At 60.2% G+C, this 20,917-nt stretch carries 18 protein-coding genes; 7 read left to right on the top strand and 11 right to left on the bottom strand.

From position 1 onward, the window contains the following. Window position 1: 1 nt before the first annotated feature. On the top strand, window positions 2-1,384 hold the full coding sequence (gene cysS / locus GPL81_RS17985) for a cysteine--tRNA ligase (RefSeq protein ID WP_096510107.1): 1,383 nt from the start codon (window positions 2-4) through the stop codon (window positions 1,382-1,384). Window positions 1,385-1,571: 187 nt separating this feature from the next. Here cysS and GPL81_RS17980 read toward each other — a convergent pair whose 3' ends face one another. Beyond that, complete coding sequence (locus GPL81_RS17980) at window positions 1,572-3,422, bottom strand: sigma-54-dependent Fis family transcriptional regulator (protein ID WP_160107804.1); 1,851 nt, start codon at window positions 3,420-3,422, stop codon at window positions 1,572-1,574. A 385-nt stretch (window positions 3,423-3,807) separates the two neighbouring features. Between GPL81_RS17980 and GPL81_RS17975 the strand changes: the two genes are divergently transcribed. From GPL81_RS17975 to GPL81_RS17950, 6 genes are read left to right on the top strand one after another with little or no spacing between them, the layout of a single operon-like run. Continuing rightward, the gene (locus GPL81_RS17975; protein ID WP_096510109.1) at window positions 3,808-4,902 is read left to right on the top strand and encodes an ABC transporter ATP-binding protein; all 1,095 of its coding nucleotides are present in this window, start codon (window positions 3,808-3,810) and stop codon (window positions 4,900-4,902) included. Next, window positions 4,902-6,017 (top strand): ABC transporter ATP-binding protein, encoded by a 1,116-nt coding sequence (locus GPL81_RS17970; protein ID WP_160107803.1) that lies wholly within the window; start codon window positions 4,902-4,904, stop codon window positions 6,015-6,017. Before GPL81_RS17975 ends, GPL81_RS17970 begins: the two co-directional genes overlap by 1 nt. After that, window positions 6,014-6,880 carry a carbohydrate ABC transporter permease gene (locus GPL81_RS17965; protein WP_096510111.1) on the top strand — a complete coding sequence of 289 codons (867 nt, stop codon included), beginning with the start codon at window positions 6,014-6,016 and terminating at the stop codon, window positions 6,878-6,880. Before GPL81_RS17970 ends, GPL81_RS17965 begins: the two co-directional genes overlap by 4 nt. A 10-nt stretch (window positions 6,881-6,890) precedes the next feature. After that, window positions 6,891-7,691 (top strand): carbohydrate ABC transporter permease, encoded by an 801-nt coding sequence (locus GPL81_RS17960; RefSeq protein WP_096510112.1) that lies wholly within the window; start codon window positions 6,891-6,893, stop codon window positions 7,689-7,691. 10 nt (window positions 7,692-7,701) lie between these two features. Next, entirely contained in the window at window positions 7,702-7,974 is a 273-nt protein-coding gene (locus GPL81_RS17955; protein ID WP_096515285.1) for a DUF2160 domain-containing protein, read from the top strand. A gap of 48 nt (window positions 7,975-8,022) precedes the next feature. Then, the gene (locus GPL81_RS17950; protein WP_096510113.1) at window positions 8,023-9,765 is read left to right on the top strand and encodes an ABC transporter substrate-binding protein; all 1,743 of its coding nucleotides are present in this window, start codon (window positions 8,023-8,025) and stop codon (window positions 9,763-9,765) included. Window positions 9,766-10,002: 237 nt separating this feature from the next. Here the strand turns inward: GPL81_RS17950 and GPL81_RS17945 are convergent, their stop codons facing one another. The 10 genes from GPL81_RS17945 to nuoG all read right to left on the bottom strand — a co-directional run bounded on the left by GPL81_RS17945 (window position 10,003) and on the right by nuoG (window position 20,901). Further along, the gene (locus GPL81_RS17945) at window positions 10,003-10,317 is read right to left on the bottom strand and encodes a helix-turn-helix domain-containing protein (RefSeq protein ID WP_160107802.1); all 315 of its coding nucleotides are present in this window, start codon (window positions 10,315-10,317) and stop codon (window positions 10,003-10,005) included. Beyond that, window positions 10,307-10,657, bottom strand: a complete 351-nt coding sequence (locus GPL81_RS17940) for a toxin (RefSeq protein WP_160107801.1) — start codon at window positions 10,655-10,657, stop codon at window positions 10,307-10,309. Before GPL81_RS17940 ends, GPL81_RS17945 begins: the two co-directional genes overlap by 11 nt. Window positions 10,658-10,907: 250 nt before the next feature. Next, window positions 10,908-12,371, bottom strand: a complete 1,464-nt coding sequence (gene nuoN, locus GPL81_RS17935) for an NADH-quinone oxidoreductase subunit NuoN (RefSeq protein WP_096510114.1) — start codon at window positions 12,369-12,371, stop codon at window positions 10,908-10,910. Window positions 12,372-12,378: 7 nt separating this feature from the next. Then, on the bottom strand, window positions 12,379-13,911 hold the full coding sequence (gene nuoM / locus GPL81_RS17930; RefSeq protein WP_096510115.1) for an NADH-quinone oxidoreductase subunit M: 1,533 nt from the start codon (window positions 13,909-13,911) through the stop codon (window positions 12,379-12,381). Between the two features lie 39 nt (window positions 13,912-13,950). Next, window positions 13,951-15,804 (bottom strand): NADH-quinone oxidoreductase subunit L, encoded by a 1,854-nt coding sequence (gene nuoL, locus GPL81_RS17925; RefSeq protein ID WP_096510116.1) that lies wholly within the window; start codon window positions 15,802-15,804, stop codon window positions 13,951-13,953. After that, window positions 15,801-16,109: an NADH-quinone oxidoreductase subunit NuoK gene (gene nuoK / locus GPL81_RS17920; RefSeq protein WP_085725958.1), complete on the bottom strand. Its 309-nt coding sequence runs from the start codon at window positions 16,107-16,109 to the stop codon at window positions 15,801-15,803. The genes nuoL and nuoK overlap by 4 nt, the downstream gene beginning before the upstream one ends. Window positions 16,110-16,111: 2 nt before the next feature. Continuing rightward, on the bottom strand, window positions 16,112-16,615 hold the full coding sequence (gene nuoJ, locus GPL81_RS17915) for an NADH-quinone oxidoreductase subunit J (protein WP_096510117.1): 504 nt from the start codon (window positions 16,613-16,615) through the stop codon (window positions 16,112-16,114). A gap of 9 nt (window positions 16,616-16,624) precedes the next feature. After that, window positions 16,625-17,170 carry an NADH-quinone oxidoreductase subunit NuoI gene (gene nuoI / locus GPL81_RS17910; protein ID WP_178132024.1) on the bottom strand — a complete coding sequence of 182 codons (546 nt, stop codon included), beginning with the start codon at window positions 17,168-17,170 and terminating at the stop codon, window positions 16,625-16,627. Between the two features lie 12 nt (window positions 17,171-17,182). Continuing rightward, window positions 17,183-18,190 carry an NADH-quinone oxidoreductase subunit NuoH gene (nuoH, locus tag GPL81_RS17905; protein ID WP_096510118.1) on the bottom strand — a complete coding sequence of 336 codons (1,008 nt, stop codon included), beginning with the start codon at window positions 18,188-18,190 and terminating at the stop codon, window positions 17,183-17,185. Beyond that, complete coding sequence (gene nuoG / locus GPL81_RS17900) at window positions 18,187-20,901, bottom strand: NADH-quinone oxidoreductase subunit NuoG (protein ID WP_160107800.1); 2,715 nt, start codon at window positions 20,899-20,901, stop codon at window positions 18,187-18,189. Before nuoG ends, nuoH begins: the two co-directional genes overlap by 4 nt. Window positions 20,902-20,917: the final 16 nt, after the last annotated feature.

Below are 20,917 nucleotides of genomic sequence, written 5' to 3'. Positions count from 1 at the left end.
CGTGCTAACGATCTACAACACGCTCACCAAGAGCAAAGAAGTCTTCAAGCCGCTCGATGGCAACAAGGTGCGCATGTACGTGTGCGGCATGACCGTGTACGACTACTGCCACCTGGGCCACGGCCGCAGCATGGTCGCCTTCGACCTGGTGACCCGCTGGCTGCGCTTTAGCGGCTACGATCTGACTTATGTGCGCAATATCACAGACATTGACGACAAGATCATCAATCGCGCCAACGAGAACGGCGAGTCGTTCGAAGCCTTGACCGAGCGCATGATCGCGGCGATGCACGAAGATGAAGCGCGCCTGAACATCAAGAAGCCGGACATGGAGCCGCGTGCCACGGACCACATCCCTGGCATGCACGCAATGATCCAGACCCTGATCGACAAGGGTTACGCCTATGCGCCAGGCAATGGCGACGTGTATTACCGCGTCGGCAAGTTCATGGGCTACGGCAAGCTGTCGCGCAAGAAAATCGAAGACCTGCGCATCGGCGCGCGCATCGAAGTCGACGAATCCAAGCAGGACCCGCTGGACTTCGTGCTGTGGAAAGCCGCCAAGCCGGGCGAGCCGAGCTGGGAATCGCCGTGGGGCGCCGGGCGTCCGGGCTGGCACATCGAGTGCTCGGTGATGTCCACCTGCTGCCTCGGTGAGACCTTCGACATTCATGGCGGCGGCAGTGACCTGGAGTTCCCGCACCACGAAAACGAAATCGCCCAGAGCGAAGCGGCCACTGGCAAGACCTACGCCAATGCGTGGATGCATTGCGGCATGATCCGCATCAATGGCGAGAAGATGTCCAAGTCCTTGAACAACTTCTTCACCATCCGCGACGTGCTCGACAAGTACCACCCGGAAGTCGTGCGTTACCTGCTGGTGTCGAGCCACTACCGCAGTGCGATCAACTACTCGGAAGACAACCTCAAGGATGCCAAGGGCGCCCTGGAGCGTTTCTACCACGCGTTGAAAGGCCTGCCGAATGTGGCGCCGGCTGGCGGCGAAGCGTTCGTCGAGCGTTTCACCACGGTGATGAACGACGACTTCGGCACGCCGGAAGCCTGTGCGGTGCTGTTCGAGATGGTGCGTGAGATCAACCGCCTGCGCGAGAGCGATCTCGATGCGGCGGCCGGTCTGGCGGCGCGCTTGAAGGAACTGGCCAGTGTGCTCGGTGTGTTGCAGCTCGAAGCCGATGACTTCCTGCAGGCCGGTGCCGAAGGCCGGGTGGACGCGGCTGAAGTCGAAGCGCTGATCGCTGCGCGCCTGGCAGCGCGTGCCGGTAAAGACTGGGCCGAATCGGACCGCATCCGCGACCAGCTCACCGCCATGGGCGTGGTGCTGGAAGATGGCAAGGGTGGCACGACCTGGCGTCTGGCTGACTGATTGCCGTATTGGCTATAAAACAAAACCCGCCTTGTGCGGGTTTTTGTTTTTTGGACAGGAGTGCATCGTTGTCTGAGTTGACGCCATCGCGGGCAAGCCTTGCTCCCACATGGATGAGTCGTGTCCGAACGTGTGGACGACTAAATCCTGTGGGAGCAAGGCTTGCCCGCGATTGACTGCGCAGCAGTCAGCTGTCCGACTGGCGCAACCGCTTGTAGAGGGTATTTCGACTAACCCCCAGTCTGCGCGCCAGGTGCGAAATATTCCCCCCAACCGCCTGCAACTGCCGATTCAAATCCTCGGCATCATCAAGATCCACCGCCAGCGGTTCCGGTGCCTCGACCGGCTCCATCTCCAGATCGACAAAAAAATCATCCGGCAAATGCTCCGGTCGCACCGGTTGTTCCTCGGCCATGGCCAACGCCACCTGCATCACGCTGCTGACCTGGCGTAGATTACCGGGCCACGGGTGGTGATCGAACAACTCCAGTACCTCACGGCTCAATCCAGCCCACTGGCTCGGTTCGCGGTGCTGCTCCCACAGCCGCTTGAACAATGCCTGCTTGTCGCTGCGCTCGCGTAGCGGTGGCAACTCCAGGGTCAAACCGCCGATGCGGTAATACAAATCCTCACGGAAGCGCCCCAACTGCACCTGTTCGCGCAGCGAGCGGTTGGTTGCGGAAATGATGCGGATATCCACCGGGAACAGCTCACTGCTGCCCACCGGCTGCACGCAACGTTCCTGCAATACGCGCAGCAACCGGGCTTGCGTCGGCAGCGGCATATCGCCGATTTCGTCGAGGAACAGCGTGCCTTTGTCGGCCTTGCGGATCAGGCCGATGCTGCCTTTCTGGTTGGCGCCGGTGAACGCGCCTTTTTCATAGCCGAACAGTTCGGACTCCACCAGTTCGGCGGGGATCGCTGCACAGTTCACGGCAATCAGCGACTGTTTATTGCGCGAGCTGGCCTGATGCAGGGCCTTGACGAAGACTTCCTTGCCGACCCCGGTTTCGCCATGGATCAGCAACGGGATGTCTTTTTCCAGCAGGCGCTCGGCCTGGCGCACGGCTTTTTCCACGCGGCTGTCGCCGAAGTGCAGGGTGCTGAGGCTGATACTGGCCGGCGCCGCCGGGGCGGGCTCGGCGCTCCTGGTATCAGCAAACACTCTGGGCTGAATCAAAGCCTGCTTGGGACGTTTGATCAGGCACTGGAAGCGATTGCGCCCCGAGGCCTGGAGCGAGAAGGGCTGGCCTTCAGGTTGATTGAGCAACTCCAGTAGCGACACCTTGAACAGGCTCTCGACACTGACCCGCGACAATCGCACGCCCAGCAGATTGTCAGCGCGACGGTTGGCGGACAGCACCTGGCCGCTCTCATCGAAGATCAGCAAGCCGGCCCACTGGCTGTCGAGGTTGTTCAGGCCGGTGTTGAAGGTCAACTGGAAATGCTGGCCGTGGAACAGGTTGAGGATCAGCCGGTTTTCCACGGTCTGGCTCATCATCTTGACCATGCCCAAGGTGTGGGATGGCGGCAGGTAGCTGTCGCTGGACACGTCCAGCACCGCAATGACCTTGCGCTCGGCGTCGAAAATCGGCGCGGCGGAACCGGTCATGAAGCGATTGGCCTTGAGGAAGTGTTCATCGTGCTCAATGTGCACCGCCTGCTCGCAGGCCAGCGCGGTGCCGATGGCGTTGGTGCCGCTGCAACGCTCCATCCAGCTCGCGCCGGCGCTGAAGCCACGGGTCAGGCTCGGTTCGATAAAACGCTGGGTACCCCAGGACGTCAGCACCTGGCCCTGATTGTCGGCAAGCATGATCAGGCAGTTGGAGTTGCTGAGGATGTTCTCGTAATACGGCAGCACTTCCTGATGGGTGGTCTGAACCAGTGATTGCTGGCTTTCCAGCAAATGCGCGATGTCGGCGGCCGGCAATTGATCGAACGCCGGAGCGCTCTGATGATCAAGGCCGAACGCGCGGCAGCGTTTCCAGGAGTCCTGGATGATGGCGTCATGGGATAACGCGGGGGCAGGTGCGGCCATGGCAGTTGATCTCTGGATAACGCTTTTATTGTTGTTATCGGTTCCCCTGTAGGAGCGAGCCTGCTCGCGATGAGGGAGTGTCAGTCGACATGAATGTTGGCTGATCTAACGCTATCGCGAGCAGGCTCACTCCTACAGGTTTTGCATCTGTTTCATGGTCCGGGAAAGGCAAAAATTATCCATAGAGTGTTGTTCACTAATGTTCATTGTCAATCGTTGAACTGTTCAGTTGTTCAGTCTCGATTGTTCATTTGTGTTCAGCATCGAACGCGGATTTTCGGCGATTTCAAAGATTTTCCAAATAGATCAATGGCTTGAAATTTTTGGCACAAATGTCGCTATACAGCTCCGGTCGCTTGTCTCCAAAAATAAAAAAGGCCGAGCCATGTCATTAACCCTGGAGCATGTCAGCCGTACCGTCGAGGGCCAGACCTGGATAGACGATGCGTGCCTAAAGTTCGAACCCGGATCCTTCAACGTTTTGCTTGGGCGCACGCTGTCCGGCAAAACCAGTCTCATGCGCCTGATGGCCGGACTGGACAAGCCTGACAGTGGTCGCATCCTGATGAATGGCGTCGATGTCACCCAACGCCCGGTACGCCTGCGCAACGTGTCGATGGTGTATCAGCAGTTCATCAATTACCCGACCATGACCGTCTTCGAGAACATCGCCTCGCCCTTGCGCCAGGCGGGTGTGTCCAATGAGCTGATCCAGAGCAAGGTGCTGGAAACCGCGAAGATGCTGCGCATCGAGAAATTCCTCCAGCGCCATCCCCTTGAACTTTCCGGCGGCCAGCAACAGCGCACGGCCATGGCCCGGGCGTTGGTCAAGGATGCCGAACTGATCCTGTTCGACGAGCCGCTGGTCAACCTCGACTACAAGCTGCGCGAAGAGCTGCGCCAGGAAATGCGCGAGCTGTTCAAGGCTCACCACACCATCGCCATCTATGCCACCACCGAGCCCAACGAAGCCTTGGCACTGGGCGGCACCACGACCATTCTTCACGAGGGGCGGGTGATTCAGAGCGGCAAGTCGTCCGAGGTTTATCACCAGCCGCAGACTGTTCTCGCAGCTGAGCTGTTTTCCGAGCCGCCGATCAATCTGATGCCGGGACGTATCGCAGGCAATGAAGTGAGCTTCGCCAATTTTGTGCATTTCCCGCTGAACGTCGATTTGCGTCCGGTGGGCGAGGGCGAGTTCCGCTTTGGCGTGCGCCCCAGCCATATCTCGCTGGTGCCGAGCAACGACGATGACCTCGAATTGGCAGTGACCGTCGAGGTCGCCGAAATCAGTGGCTCGGAAACCTTCCTGCACGTGCGCAACGAGCATTTCCTGCTGGTGCTGCACTTGCCCGGCGTTCACGAATACGACGTTGATGCGCCGATCCGCATCTACATCCCGACCCATAAACTGTTTGTGTTCGATACGCAGGGGCGGCTGGTTCAGGCGCCGGGCCGACGTGTCGCGAGGGTTGCCTGATGGCCGAAATCCGTTTGCAGAACCTCGCCCACAGTTACACCAGCACACCGAGCGCGCCCGAGGATTACGCGATCCGCGAGATGGATCATATCTGGGAGCAGGGCGGTGCCTACGCTTTGCTCGGTCCTTCGGGCTGCGGCAAATCGACGTTGCTTAATATCATTTCCGGGTTGCTCAGTCCGTCCCAGGGCCACGTGTTGTTCGACGGTAAAGCGGTCAACGACCTGACCCCGGAAAAACGCAACATTGCCCAGGTTTTCCAGTTTCCAGTGGTCTACGACACCATGACGGTGTTCGACAACCTGGCCTTCCCGTTGCGCAACCAGGGCATGGCTGAGGCGAAAATTCACACCAAGGTGCAGGAAATTGCTGAAGTCCTCGACCTTCAGAATCTGCTGAACAAAAAGGCCCGCAACCTCACCGCCGATGAAAAACAGAAAGTCTCCATGGGCCGCGGGCTGGTGCGCGATGACGTATCGGCGATCCTGTTCGATGAACCGCTGACGGTGATCGACCCGCACCTGAAATGGAAGCTGCGGCGCAAGCTCAAGCAGATTCACGAGCAGTTCAACATCACCATGGTCTACGTCACCCACGATCAGCTGGAGGCTTCGACCTTCGCCGACAAAATCGCGGTGATGTACGGCGGGCAGATCGTGCAGTTCGGCACGCCACGGGAGTTGTTCGAGCGGCCGAGCCATACCTTTGTCGGCTACTTCATTGGCAGCCCCGGCATGAACCTGATCGAGGTGCAGCCACAACCGGGCGGCGTCGGTTTCGCTTCGACCCATTTGCCGCTGTCAGCGGCCATGCAAAAACGCATCGCCGAGAGCACCTGGCAAACCCTGAAGGTCGGCATTCGCCCGGAATTCGTCCACGTGTGGGACGAGCCGTTCGATGATGCACTGCGGGCACAGGTCATACACGTCGAAGACCTCGGTACCTACAAGATCATGACCCTGAACCTCGACGGTGTGCCGCTGAAAGTGCGCCTGGCCGAAGACAAACCGGTTCCCCAAGGCACGGCCTATATCAGTTTTCCGGGGCAGTGGTTGATGGTCTACGCCGACGAATTCCTGCTGGAGCCGCATGCAATGGATGAGGTGCAGCCATGAACAAGGTGCAGAACAACAAGGCCTGGTGGCTGGTGCTACCGGTGTTCCTGCTGGTGGCCTTCAGTGCGGTGATCCCGATGATGACCGTCGTCAACTATTCGGTGCAGGACATCTTCGACCAGTCCAGCCGCTATTTCGTCGGTGCCGACTGGTACAAACAGGTGTTGCTCGATCCGCGTCTGCACGACTCGTTGCTGCGTCAGTTCATTTACTCGGCCTGCGTGCTGCTGATCGAAATCCCGCTGGGAATCGCGATTGCGCTGACCATGCCGACCAAGGGCCGCTGGTCGTCGGTGGTGTTGATCGTCCTGGCGATTCCTTTGCTGATCCCGTGGAACGTGGTCGGCACCATCTGGCAGATCTTTGGTCGGGCCGACATCGGCCTGCTCGGTTCGAGCCTCAATGCCATGGGCATCAGCTACAACTATGCGGCGAACACCATGGACGCCTGGGTCACCGTGCTGGTGATGGACGTCTGGCACTGGACCTCGCTGGTGGCGCTGTTGTGCTTCTCCGGCCTGCGGGCGATTCCCGACGTGTACTACCAAGCGGCGCGAATTGACCGGGCTTCGGCCTGGGCGGTGTTCCGGCACATCCAGTTGCCCAAGCTCAAGAGCGTGTTGTTGATCGCGGTGATGCTGCGATTCATGGACAGTTTCATGATCTACACCGAGCCGTTCGTGCTCACTGGCGGCGGGCCGGGCAATGCCACGACCTTCCTCAGCCAGACCCTGACGCAGATGGCCATCGGGCAGTTCGATCTGGGCCCGGCCGCGGCGTTCTCGCTGGTGTACTTCCTGATCATCCTGTTGGTGTCCTGGCTGTTCTACACCGCCATGACTCACTCTGACGCCAACCGCTGAGGCCCGCACCATGAGCAAGAGAAAGCTGATTCCACTGCTGCTCTACATCCTGTTCCTGCTGGTGCCGATCTACTGGCTGCTGAACATGTCCTTCAAGAGCAACACCGAAATCCTCGGCGGCCTGACGCTGTTTCCCCTGGATTTCACCTTCCACAACTACAAGGTGATCTTCACCGATCCCGCCTGGTACACCGGTTACCTCAACTCGCTGTACTACGTGAGCCTGAACACAGTGATCTCCTTGAGCGTGGCGCTGCCGGCAGCCTATGCGTTCTCGCGCTATCGCTTTCTCGGCGACAAGCACCTGTTCTTCTGGCTGTTGACCAACCGCATGGCACCGCCGGCGGTGTTCCTGCTGCCGTTCTTCCAGCTGTACTCCTCGATCGGCCTGTTCGATACCCACATCGCCGTGGCGCTGGCGCATTGCCTGTTCAACGTGCCGTTGGCGGTGTGGATTCTCGAGGGTTTCATGTCCGGCGTGCCGAAGGAAATTGACGAAACGGCCTACATCGACGGCTACAGTTTTCCCAAGTTTTTCGTGAAGATTTTCGTCCCGCTGATTGGCTCCGGCATCGGTGTGACGGCGTTTTTCTGCTTCATGTTCTCCTGGGTCGAACTGCTGTTGGCGCGAACCCTCACGTCGGTGAACGCCAAACCCATCGCGGCGGTCATGACCCGTACGGTCTCGGCGTCCGGCATTGATTGGGGTGTGCTGGCGGCGGCGGGGGTGTTGACTATTCTGCCCGGCATGCTGGTGATCTGGTTTGTTCGCAACCACGTGGCCAAGGGCTTTGCCCTGGGTCGGGTATGAGGAACTGATGATGGAATGGATGAGCTGGACCGTCCCTACGATGGCGTTCTTCGGCGTGATTGCCTTGATCCTGGTGGGCATGACCACCTGGGAGCTACGTTCGCCGAGCGTGCTTCGGCGAGGTTTTCTACCGATTGCCACCACCCGTGGCGATCGGCTGTTTATCGGTCTTCTCGGCAGCGCCTACCTGCATCTGATGGTAATCGGCGTGACCGACTGGAGCATCTGGGTCGCCTTCGCGATGTCCCTGGTGTGGCTGTTGGCTGTGATGCGTTGGGGCTAGTCGAATCGCTCGGCAATGTTGCTCCGAAATCCCATACAGGAGGTCTCTATGTTCGACAAAAACAATAAGCTGCGACATAGCATTTCATTGGCAGCCATGCTGGCACTCAGCGGTTTGAGCGCAACGGCTTGGGCCGATGCCTATGAAGAAGCGGCGAAGAAATGGATTGGCAGCGAGTTCAAGCCATCCACCCTGACGGCCGATCAGCAACTGGCGGAATTGAAGTGGTTCATCAAGGCGGCCGAGCCGTTTCGCGGGATGGACATCAAGGTCGTCTCGGAAACCCTGACCACTCACGAGTATGAATCCAAGGTACTGGCCAAGGCCTTCACCGAGATCACCGGGATCAAGGTCACCCACGACCTGCTGCAAGAAGGCGACGTGGTGGAAAAGCTGCAGACCGTGATGCAATCGGACAAGAGCATCTATGACGGCTGGGTCAACGACTCGGACCTGATCGGTACCCACTTCCGCTACGGCAAGACCGAAGCGATCACCGACCTGATGGCCAACGAGGGCAAGAACTTCACCTCGCCGACCCTGGACATCAAGGACTTTATCGGCACTTCCTTCACCACTGCGCCGGACGGCAAGCTCTATCAATTGCCCGACCAGCAGTTCGCTAACCTGTACTGGTTCCGCGCCGACTGGTTCGAGCGGCCGGAGCTGAAAGCCAAGTTCAAGGAAAAGTACGGTTATGAATTGGGCGTGCCGGTGAACTGGTCGGCCTATGAAGACATTGCCAAGTTCTTCAGCGAAGACGTCAAGGAAATCGACGGCAAGCGCGTCTATGGACACATGGACTACGGCAAGAAAGACCCGTCCCTGGGCTGGCGCTTCACCGATGCCTGGTTCTCCATGGCCGGTGGCGGCGACAAGGGCCTGCCTAACGGCTTGCCGGTGGATGAGTGGGGCATTCGTGTCGAGGATTGCCATCCGGTGGGTTCCAGCGTGACTCGCGGTGGCGACACCAACGGCCCGGCAGCGGTGTTCGCCACCCAGAAATACGTTGACTGGATGAAAGCTTACGCCCCCCCGGAAGCCGCGGGCATGACCTTCTCCGAGTCCGGTCCGGTGCCGTCCCAAGGCAACATTGCCCAGCAAATCTTCTGGTACACCGCCTTTACCGCCGACATGACCAAACCTGGCCTGCCCGTGGTGAACGCCGATGGCACGCCGAAATGGCGCATGGCGCCATCGCCACGCGGGCCGTACTGGGAGGAGGGCATGAAGCTGGGGTATCAGGACGTGGGTTCCTGGACGTTCATGAAGTCCACGCCTGAGAAACAGAAACTCGCGGCCTGGCTCTATGCGCAGTTCGTAACCTCGAAAACCGTCTCGTTGAAGAAAACCATCGTCGGCCTGACCCCGATCCGCGAATCGGACATCAACTCCCAGGCCATGACCGACCTGGCACCGAAACTGGGTGGCCTGGTTGAGTTTTACCGCAGCCCGGCCCGCGTGCAATGGACCCCGACGGGGACCAACGTGCCGGACTATCCACGCCTGGCGCAACTGTGGTGGAGCCACATCGCCGAAGCCGCCAGCGGCGACAAAACCCCGCAAGAAGCACTGGACGGTCTGGCCAAGGATCAGGACGCCATCATGAGCCGTCTGGAGCGCTCGAAGGCACAAGCCACCTGTGCACCGAAGATGAACCCCGAGCGCGATGCGCAATACTGGTTCGACCAACCGGGCGCACCGAAGCCGAAACTGGCCAACGAAAAACCGAAAGGCGAAACCGTGAGCTACAACGAACTGCTGAAATCCTGGGCGGATGCGCGTAAGTAAACGGCTGGAGTGAGAAAGGCGAACGGCACCGGAAGGTGCCGTTTTTGTTTGTGCCTGTACCACCGCAATCGCGAGCAGGCTCACTCCCACATTTGATCGGTGTTGTGTGCGAGTTGTGTGTTCACAGAAGATCCCCTGATAGGAGCGAGCCTGCTCGCGAAGAGGCCATCTCAGTCACCAAATTTCATCAGCCGAACAAACATCTGAAAGAACTACCGGGTGCAAGACCCTTTGAGGTCAGGTCAGGGCTGCGAGATGTTCGATCGTCTGTGGAAAGCGCTCCACCAAGCGGATAAGGGTCGTGGCTTGGGCATTGGGCGTTGCCCGGCCCTGCTCCCAGTTTTCCAGGGTTCGGGTATTGGTGCGCAGATACATCGCAAACACCGACCGAGAGAGGTTGAGCTGTTGGCGGATGGCGACCACTTCCTCGGCAGTGATGGGCATCAGTTCTGGCAGCTGAACCTTGTGAGTTCGCAGCGTGATCTTGCCTTGGCGCTCATCGGCCAGGGATTCGAGGCCATCCATCAGTTCCGCAAAAATGTCACGTTTCATAGTGGGATCTCGTTTTGATTTCTCTATCCAGCGTTTGTCTGAAAAGCTTTTTCTGGGAGGGCGACAGGTCGTCTTGCTCGTCTTTGCCGTACACGGTGAACAGCCAGAATTGATTGAAGCCTGACCACCAGTAATAAATCACCCGTAAACCACTGCGCTTGCCTTTACTTCGTCGTTGGTCGCAGAAGCGAATTTTGCGCAGCCCGCCGGTGCCCTCAATGAGATCGCCCGCTTCGGGGTTCTTCAGCAACTCCAACTGAAAGCTGCGAAACAGATCGTCATCCAGGTAATCGTTTCGATGTTTCTGAAACATACGTAACTCGACAAATAGAGCATCCATGTTCTGTACGCTACCTACGTATAGTTTTGTCCGTATAATCGAATCGGTCAAGGCATCGAGGCCAACCTTTTCGTTCCCGTTTTCAACGGTAGATCCCGGTCGTAAAAACACCTGTAGGACGAGTCGACCAATCCAGCGAGAGCTTTCGGGGATTAGAGAAGGAGGGCAGGGCAGCGGTAACAAATCCTACAAAAACAAAAACGGCACCCGAAGGTGCCGTTTCTATTTACTACCGAGTGTCGCTAAGCGATCAACCCGCCAGACCCGATTGTTGAACCAGGTTCAGCAGCGGTTGTGGGTACAGACCGAGGAAGAACGCCAGGACCGCGATGGCCAGCAGCATCACGCCGCCTGCACGTTGTTCCCAGTGCAGTTGCGCATCGTGGCGACGCAGGTTTGGTTCGATCAGGTACAGGGTGACCATGACGCGCAGGTAGTAGAACACGCCGATGGCACTGCCCAGGACCAGGGAGCCGACCAGCCACCATTGGTGTGACTCGACACCGGTGGCGATGATGTAGAACTTGCCGATGAAGCCCGCGGTCAGCGGGATACCGGCCAGGGACAGCATCATTACGGTCAGTACGGCGGTCAGGTACGGACGACGCCAGAACAGGCCGCGGTATTCGTACAGGGCGTCCGCGTCACGGCCGTTGTACGGCGAGGACATCAGGGTGATCACGCCGAAGGCGCCGAGGCTGGTGATCACGTAGGTGACCAGGTACACGCCGATGGCTTCCACGGCCAGACCCTTGCTCGCCACCAGGGCGATCAGCAGGTAGCCGAAGTGGGCGATGGACGAGTAACCCAGCAGGCGCTTGAGGTTGCTCTGGGTCAGGGCCAGCAGGTTACCGAACAGGATCGACGCGATGGCGATGATGGTCAGCACGTTGCTCAGCACACCGCTGCTCGCCGCTGGCGAGATCTGGAACAGACGCACCATCACCGCGAACACGGCAACTTTCGAAGCGGTTGCCAGGAACGCGGCAACCGGTGCCGGAGCACCTTCGTAAACGTCCGGGGTCCAGAGGTGGAACGGAACCAGCGACAGCTTGAACGCCAGGCCGATCAGCATCATGCCCAGGCCCAGTTGCGCCAGCGAACTCGGCATGCCGGTGGCCGCCAGGGCCTGGCCGATACCGACGAAGCTCAGGGAGCCGGCGTCAGCGTAGAGCAGGGCCATACCGAACAACAGGAACGCGGAGCCGGCAGCCGACAGCACCATGTACTTGATACCGGCTTCCAGCGAACGCTTGTTGAAGAAGGCATAAGCCACCAGGCCGTAGACCGGTACCGAGAGCAGCTCCAGACCGACGAACAACCCGGCCAGGTGTTGCGCGCTGACCAGCACCAGGCCACCGGCGGCGGCCATCAGGATCAGCAGGTACAGTTCTTCACGGTTGCCCGGGTAACCCGAACCGCCATCGCCGAGGTAGGCGTGGGCGAGGGTGACGCAGGCGAGGGTGGCGACCAGGATCAGCGCCATATACAGGCAGGCGAAGGTGTCGATCTGCAGCAATGGGGTCACGGCCAGGGGCGCGACTTTCAGGGCCGGCAGGATCGACAGCAAAGCCAGGTTAAGACCCGCCACCGACAGCAGGAAGGTCTGGGAGTGGTTGCGGCGCCAGGCGATCGCCAGCATCACCACGATGATCGTGGCGCTGGTAATCAACAGCGGCGCTAGCGCGATAAAGTGTTGAGTCGTGAATTCCATAGCGCTCTTACCGGGCCGAAGCGAGTTGAGTGAAGGCGGTGCCGAGCCACTGCTGCACGCCATGCATTGTCGCGGCAGAGGTATCGAGGAACGGCTGCGGGTAGACGCCGATGTAGATCAGCAGCGCTGCCAGACCGACCACCATGATCATTTCGCGACCGTCCATGCCATGCAGCACCGCGTCCGACTTGGCCGGGCCGAAGTAGGCACGGTGGATCATGATCAGCGAGTAGACCGAACCGAACACCAGGCCGGACGTCGCGATGATGGTGACCCACGGGGCAATCGGGAAGGTGCCGATCAGGATCAGGAACTCACCGACGAAGTTGCCGGTACTCGGCAGGCCCAGGGAAGCGGCTGCAAAGAACAGGCTCAGGGCCGGCAGGTAAGCGATCTTCGACCACAGGCCGCCCATCTCGCGCATGTCACGGGTGTGGGTGCGCTCGTACAACTGGCCACTCAGGATAAAGAGTGCCGCGGCCGACAGGCCGTGCGCCAGCATCTGCATCACCGCGCCCTGCAGCGCCAGTTGGCTGCCGGAATAGATACCGATCAGTACGAAGCCCATGTGGGAAACGGACGAGAAGGCGATCAGACGCTTGATGTCGGTTTGCGCGAACGCCAGGAACGCACCGTAGAAGATCCCGATCAGACCCAGGGTCATGGCGAACGGCGCGAACTCGGCCGAAGCGTTCGGGAACAGCGGCAGGGCGAAACGCAGCAGGCCGTAGGCAGCGGTCTTCAGCAAGATACCGGCGAGGTCCACGGAACCTGCGGTCGGCGCCTGGGCGTGAGCGTCAGGCAACCAGGAGTGGAACGGGACGACTGGCAGCTTCACCGCGAAGGCGATGAAGAAGCCGAGCATCAGGATGTACTCGGTAGTCATCGACATCTTGGTCTTCAACAGATCGGCGTAGTTGAAGGTAATCACGCCGGTGTCGTTGAAGTTGACCAGGACCAGGCCCAGGATCGCCACCAGCATGATCAGGCCGGAAGCCTGAGTGAAGATGAAGAACTTGGTCGCCGCGTAGATCCGGGTTTTCTTGCCGTCCGAAGAACTGTGACCCCAGAGCGCGATGAGGAAGTACATCGGCACCAGCATCATTTCCCAGAAGAAGAAGAACATGAACAGGTCGAGGGCCAGGAATACGCCGACGACACCGCCCAGGATCCACATCAGGTTCAGGTGGAAGAAGCCCACGTGACGCTGGATCTCTTTCCAGGAGCAGAGTACCGAGAGGACACCCAGCAGGCCTGTCAGCATGATCATCAACAGCGACAGACCGTCGAGGGCCAGGTGCACGTTGATGCCGAAACGCTGGATCCAGACGTGCTTGAACTCAAGCGCCCAGGTCGGATCGGCGCCAGGCGCCGGGGCAAACGAATAGTCGCCGTGGGCCCACAGCCAGAGGCCGAGGGCGAGCAGCAGGGACATGGTGATCAGCGCAATCCAGCGGGGGAGGGTGGCGCCGAAGCGCTCACCCAGCCAGCACAGCAGGCCGCCGATAAAGGGGATCAGGATTAGCCAAGGCAGAATCATGACGGGCTCAATTCCTTTCGCAAGTTCGCAAGGTTCATATCAGACCGCTACCAGCACGACGGCGCCGATTACCAGCACGGCACCAGCAGCCATCGAGGCGGCATACCAACGCAGTTGACCGGTCTCGGTACGGCTCAGGGCGGTGTGACCGCCTTTGGCCATGCGCGGGATCAGACCGATGGTCTGGTCGAGCGGGTCTTTGCGCAGGATGTGGCTGATCGCCAGGTAAGGCTTGACGAACAGTTTGTCGTAGATCCAGTCGAAGCCCCAGGCAGCGAACCACCAGGCCGACAGGAAACGGCCGATGCCGCTGTTGGCGATGGCGGTCACGAAGCGACGCTTGCCGAGGAACAGCAGCGCGGCCAGCAGGATACCGGACAGGGCGATGGCGCCCGACGCGATTTCCAGGCTGTGCTTGGCTTCGCCGCCGGCATGGCCGACGCTTTCCGGCAGTACGCCGTGCAACGGTGGAACGATCATCGCGCCAATGGCGGTGGACAACACGATCAGCACCGACAGTGGCAGCCAATGGGCAATGCCATGGCCGGCATGGGCTTCGGTCTTCGCTTCACCGTGGAACGCGATGAAGATCAGGCGGAAGGTGTACAGCGAGGTCATGAACGCGCCGACCAGACCTGCGTAGAGCAGACCGTGGTTGCCGCTGGCGAACGCTTCCCAGAGGATTTCGTCCTTGGAGTAGAAGCCTGCGGTCACCAGTGGCAGGGCCGCCAGGGCCGCGCCGCCAACGATGAAGCTGGCGTAGGCCAGCGGCAATTTCTTCCACAGGCCACCCATCTTGAAGATGTCCTGCTCGTGGTGGCAGGCAACGATCACCGCACCGGAGGCAAGGAACAGCAGCGCCTTGAAGAAGGCGTGGGTCATCAGGTGGAAGATCGCGCCATCCCAGGCACCGACGCCCAGGGCCAGGAACATGTAGCCGATCTGGCTCATGGTCGAGTAGGCGAGGATACGCTTGATGTCGGTCTGGACCAGGGCGGCAAAACCGGCCAGCACCAGGGTCACGCCACCGACAATGCCCACAAGGTGCAGGATTTCCGGCGCCAGGGTGAACAGGCCGTGGGTACGGGCGATCAGGTAGACACCCGCGGTCACCATGGTTGCAGCGTGGATCAGTGCCGAAACCGGAGTAGGGCCGGCCATCGCGTCCGCCAGCCAGGTCTGCAGCGGCAGTTGCGCGGATTTACCGACCGCACCGCCCAGCAGCATCAGGGTGGCCAGGACCATCCAGATGTTACCGGCCTGGAATTTCTGCGGTGCTAGCACCAGCAGTTCCTGGACGTTCAGGGTGCCCAACTGGGCGAACAGGATGAACAGGCCGATGGCCATGAACACGTCGCCGATACGAGTCACGATGAAGGCTTTGAGTGCGGCGTTACCGTTGTTGCGGTTGCTGTAGTAGAAACCGATTAACAGGTACGAGCACAGGCCCACGCCTTCCCAGCCGAAGTACAGGAACAACAGGTTATCGCCCAGCACCAGGAACAGCATGCTGGCGATAAACAGGTTGGTGTAGGCGAAGAAGCGCGAGTAACCGGCTTCACCGCGCATGTACCAGGACGCGAACAGGTGGATCAGGAAGCCCACGCCGACCACCACACCGAGCATGGTCAGGGACAGACCATCCAGGTACAGCGCGAAGTTCGGCTTGAAGCCTTCCACCGCCATCCACTGCCACAACACCTGGGTGTAGTGGCCGCCTTCCGGTGGCGCGACGTTGAATTGCCAGATCACGTAAGCCGCGACGATGGCAGACAAGCCGACAGAACCGACGCCGATCAGCGCCGACAGGTTTTCCGAGAGCCGTCCACGGGAGAACGACAGCAGCAGGAAACCAATGAGAGGGAATACGAAAGTCAGATAGAGAAGATTCATCCGCGCATCTCACTGGCAGCGTCGATATCGAGCGTGTGGAAGCGGCGATACAGTTGCAGCAGGATCGCCAGGCCAATACTGGCCTCGGCGGCTGCCAGGCTGATCACCAGGACGAACATGATCTGTCCATCCGGCTGCGCCCAGCGGCTACCGGCAACGATGAACGCCAGGGCGGAGGCATTCATCATGACCTCCAGGCTCATCAGCACGAAAAGAATGTTGCGGCGGACCATCAGGCCGACCAGACCGAGGCAGAACAGGATGCCGGCGACCGCCAGACCATGCTCCATGGGGATAGCAGGCATCGTCATTGCTCCTTGGCTTCGTTGCGGCCCAAGTGGAACGCCGTGACGGCTGCGGCGAGCAGCAGCATCGAGGCGAGTTCGACCACCAGCAGGTACGGACCGAACAGGCTGATGCCCACGGCCTTGGCGTCTACGGTGGTGTGGCCGACGGCCTGGCCGGTCTGGTGGGAGAACAGCACGTACAGCAGTTCAACCAGCAGCAGCGCGGCGAGGGCGACCGGGCCGCCCCATATACCGGGCTTGAGCCAGACGCGCTCCTGCTGAACCGAGGCGGGGCCCAGGTTCAGCATCATCACCACGAACACGAACAGCACCATGATGGCGCCAGCGTAGGCGATCACTTCCAGTACACCGGCGAACGGCGCGCCGAGGGCGAAGAACGTCATCGCCACGGCGATCAGCGAAATGATCAGGTAGAGCAGGGCGTGCACGGGGTTGGTGTTGGTGATCACGCGAAGCGTGGACACCACAGCGATACCCGATGCGAAATAGAAAGCGAATTCCATCTTTCTTCCTTAAGGCAGCAAGCTCTTCACGTTGATCGGTTCGGCTTCATTCTGCGCGGAGCCCTTCGGCTTACCGGCAATCGCCATACCTGCAACACGATAGAAGTTGTAATCAGGGTTTTTGCCGGGGCCGGAGATCAGCAGATCTTCTTTCTCGTAAACCAGGTCCTGACGTTTGAACTCGGCCATCTCGAAATCCGGTGTCAGCTGGATCGCGGTGGTCGGGCAGGCTTCCTCGCAGAGGCCGCAGAAGATGCAGCGCGAGAAGTTGATGCGGAAGAAGTCCGGGTACCAGCGACCGTCTTCGGTTTCAGCTTTCTGCAGCGAGATGCAACCCACCGGGCACGCCACGGCGCACAGGTTGCAAGCTACGCAGCGCTCTTCACCGTCGGGGTCGCGGGTCAGGACGATACGGCCACGGTAGCGCGGCGGCAGGTAGACCGGTTCTTCCGGGTACTGCAGCGTGTCGCGCTTGCGGAAGGCGTGGCCGAAAATCATCACCAGGCTGCGAAGCTGGGTGTAGAGGCCATGCACGATGTCAAATATGTACTTCATGATTCTCTATCCTCACTGAGCCGCGACGGCGGACGTGTTGAGCAACACGATCGCAGCGGTCACCAGCATGTTGACGAGGGTCAGCGGCAAGCAGAACTTCCAGCTGAAATCCATCACTTGGTCATACCGTGGGCGCGGGATCGAAGCGCGCAACAGGATGAACATCATGATGAAGAACCCGGTTTTCAGTGCGAACCAGATGAACGGGATCTGCGGCAGAATGCCGAACGGACCGTGCCAGCCACCGAAGAACAAGGTCACCAGCAGCGCCGAAATCAACACGATGCCGATATACTCGCCGACGAAGAACATGCCCCATTTCATGCCGGCGTATTCAATGTGGTAACCGTCGGCCAGTTCCTGTTCCGCTTCCGGCTGGTCGAACGGGTGACGGTGAGTCACGGCCACGCCAGCGATGAAGAAGGTCAGGAAACCGAAGATCTGCGGAATGATGAACCACAGGTGCTGGGCCTGGTAGTCGACGATGTCGCGCATGTTGAACGAGCCGACCTGGATCACGATGCCCATCAGCGACAGGCCCATGAACACTTCGTACGACACAGTCTGAGCCGAAGCACGCAAGCTACCCAGGAGGGCAAACTTGTTGTTACTCGACCAGCCGGCGAACAGCACCGCGTAGACCGACAGACCGGCCATGGCGAAGAAGAACAGGATACCGATGTTCAGGTCCGCCACGCCCCAGGTCGGGGTGATCGGGATGATCGCGAAGGCAATCAGCAGGGCGCTCATGGCGACTACCGGTGCCAGGGTGAAGATCATCTTGTCGGCGAATGGAGGCGTCCAGTCTTCCTTGAAGAACATCTTGATCATGTCGGCGGCGATCTGGAACGCGCCGAACGGACCGACGCGGTTCGGACCGTAACGGTCCTGCCAGAGGGCGAGCAAACGACGCTCGACCCAGCTGAGCAGGGCGCCGCAGACCACCACGGCCAGCAGAATCACCACGGCCTTGAGGACCGCGATGATGATGTCGATCACTTCAGGAGTGAACAAGGTCATTGAGCTGCCTCCTGCAGACCGTCAACGGATTTGCCAAAGATGGCTGGCGGAATGCCGGCGATGCCCGCAGGCAATGCCACCAGGCCAGCGCCCAGCTCTTCATTGATACGCAGCGGCAGACGCAGGGTCTGGCCGGCCACGTTCAAGCTGAGCATGGCGCCGTCGTTGACACCCAGGCGATCGGCTTCGGATTTGGCCAGGGCGACGTAGGCGGCCGGGATGCGTTCCTGAACCGGAGCGGCTTTCGAAGAGTTTTCTTCGCTGCCGAACAGGTGGAAGAACGGCACAACCTGCCAGGTGCCCGGAGCCGGGTTGAACGCACGCGGAACGCTGGCGAACCAGTTCAGCGAGTCACCGGTGCTTTCGATCAGGCGGGTGCCCGGGTCGCCAGCACGGATGTGACCGCCGACTTCGTCCTGGAACTTGTTCCAGGCTTGCGGCGAGTTCCAGCCCGGAGACCAGGCGAATGGCACTTGCTGACGCGGTTCGGCCGAACCCGAGTAACCTTCCATCGAGAAGGCGAACGCGGTGTCCTTGTCCTGCGGGGTACGCGGTTCGTGCACGCTGATGTCGGCGCGCATGGCGGTACGACCGGAGTAACGCAGCGGTTCACGGGCCAGTTTCAGGCCCTTGATGCGGAACGCGGCGGACGGTGCAGCGTTGACGATACCGGCCAGTTGCTCGGTGCTCGACGCAACGGCAGCGGTGGCATGGTCCAGTTGCGTCCAGTCGATCGGCTTGTTCAGCAGGGTGGCGCGCAGGGCGTGCAGCCAGCGCCAGCCTTCGTGAACCAGGATGCTGGCGTCCATGTATTGCGGGTCGAACACCTGGAAGAAACGCTGGGCGCGGCCTTCCTGGCTAACCAGGGTGCCGTCGCCTTCGGCGAAGCTGGCGGCTGGCAGTACCAGATGCGCGCGATCGCTGGTGGCGGTCTTCTGATGGTCGGCAACGATCACCACTTTCGCGGCGGTCAGGGCAGCATCAACCTTGGCCTTGTCGGTACGGGTGTACAGATCGTTTTCCAGCACGACGATGGCGTCGGCCTTACCGTCGATCACCGCTTGCAGCGCAGCGTCGACCGACTCGCCACCGAGCATGGCCAGGCCGAGGCTGTTGGCCTCCGGCACGATCAGGCTGATGGAACCGTTCTTCTCGCGCAGCTTCAGGGCCTTGGCGATGTTCGCAGCGGCTTCGATCAGGGCTTTGGAGCCCAGGGAAGTACCGGCGATGATCAATGGGCGCTTGGCGGCGAGCAGGGCGTCGGCAATGCGCTTGGCCAGTTCGAGGGCTTCGGCGTCCAGGCCTTCAACGGCCGGGGCGCTGGCGTCGAGGGCGTGAGCCACGGCGAAACCGATGCGGGCCAGGTCGTCTGGAGCGGCGTGAACGCATTCTTCGGCGATGTCGTCGAGTTTGGTTTCAGCCAGGCTGGCGATGAACAGCGGGTTCAGCGCGTGCTGACCGATGTTCTTCACCGCGGCGTCGAGCCAAGGCTGGACGCGCATGGCATCAGCCATGTCTTCAGCTTTACCTTTGACCAACTGACGCAGGCCCAGGGCCATACGGGCAGCGGTCTGGGTCAGGTCTTCACCGAGGACGAACACGGCGTCGTGGTCTTCGATGTCGCGCATGTTCGGTACAGGCAGCGGGCTGTCTTTAAGTACCTGCAGCACCAGGCGGATGCGTTCCAGCTCGGAAGCCTCGATACCGGAGTAGAAGTGCTCGGCACCCACCAGTTCGCGTAACGCGTAGTTGCTTTCGAGGCTGGCGCGTGGCGAACCGATACCGACGATATTGCGACCGCGCAGCAGGTCGGCGGCTTTATCCAGTGCTTCGTCGAGGGTCAGCTTGGCGCCGTTGGCCAGCAGCGGCTGACGTGGGCGGTCCTTGCGGTTGACGTAGCCATAGCCGAAACGGCCACGGTCGCACAGGAAGTACTGGTTGACCGAACCGTTGTAACGGTTTTCGATGCGACGCAGTTCGCCGTAGCGCTCGCCCGGGGAGATGTTGCAACCGCTGGAGCAGCCATGGCAGATGCTCGGCGAGAACTGCATGTCCCACTTGCGGTTGTAGCGCTCGGAGTGCGTCTTGTCGGTGAACACACCGGTCGGGCAGACCTCGGTGAGGTTGCCGGAGAATTCGCTTTCCAGGGTGCCGTCTTCAACGCGACCGAAGTACACGTTGTCGTGGGCGCCGAACACGCCGAGGTCGGTGCCGCCGGCGTAGTCCTTATAGAAGCGCACGCAGCGGTAGCAAGCGATGCAGCGGTTCATTTCGTGGGAAATGAACGGGCCCAGTTGCTGATTCTGGTGGGTACGCTTGGTGAAGCGGTAACGGCGCTCGTTGTGGCCGGTCATGACCGTCATGTCTTGCAGGTGGCAGTGACCGCCTTCTTCACAGACCGGGCAGTCGTGAGGGTGGTTGGTCATCAGCCATTCAACGACGCTGGCGCGAAATACTTTCGCTTCTTCGTCGTCGATGGAGATCCAGCTGCCGTCGGTGGCGGGGGTCATGCAGGACATGACGATCCGACCACGCTTGTCGTTCTCGTCGGTGTACTGCTTGACCGCGCACTGGCGGCAAGCGCCAACGCTGCCCAGGGCTGGGTGCCAGCAGAAATAAGGGATATCGAGGCCTAGCGACAGACATGCCTGTAACAGGTTGTCTGCCCCATCGACTTCGAGCTCTTTGCCGTCTACGTGGATAGTGGCCATGGTTCAAAGTTCTTCG

It is taken from the genome of Pseudomonas izuensis (genome assembly GCF_009861505.1).
In the GTDB taxonomy this organism is placed as follows: domain Bacteria; phylum Pseudomonadota; class Gammaproteobacteria; order Pseudomonadales; family Pseudomonadaceae; genus Aquipseudomonas; species Aquipseudomonas izuensis.
This window is presented reverse-complemented; position numbering and strand designations above follow the sequence as displayed.